The 257-nt window shown below is 59.9% G+C and carries 1 protein-coding gene; it reads right to left on the bottom strand.

Going from position 1 to position 257, the window contains the following annotated elements:
- Nucleotides 1-257: MarR family transcriptional regulator (locus SCA31_RS24260; protein WP_410699537.1), on the bottom strand; the 257-nt coding region annotated here is incomplete at both ends.

A 257-nucleotide genomic window follows, 5' to 3' on the forward strand; every position in this document is an offset into this window, starting at 1 on the left:
GGGTTCGCGCCGAACATGGCCGGATTCCACCAGACGGTCTATCAAAGTGGTCATGGAGGCGGACGTTATGCCAAGCCGGTCGCCCAGATCCTTCGGCTTCATGACTTTGCCGGCGGCTTCGGCTTCGAAGAGGTACCGCAGGGCCAAGAGGTCCTTCTCGCCCATTCCCATGGACGATCGGGTCCTTCGGCGCATTGCTTGCTCGGAGACGCGATAATCCCTGAGGGCATTGAGGACGTCAACGGCAATGGCTCTTT

This window comes from Chryseobacterium sp. SIMBA_028 (genome assembly GCF_046535285.1).
Taxonomy (GTDB): domain Bacteria; phylum Bacteroidota; class Bacteroidia; order Flavobacteriales; family Weeksellaceae; genus Chryseobacterium.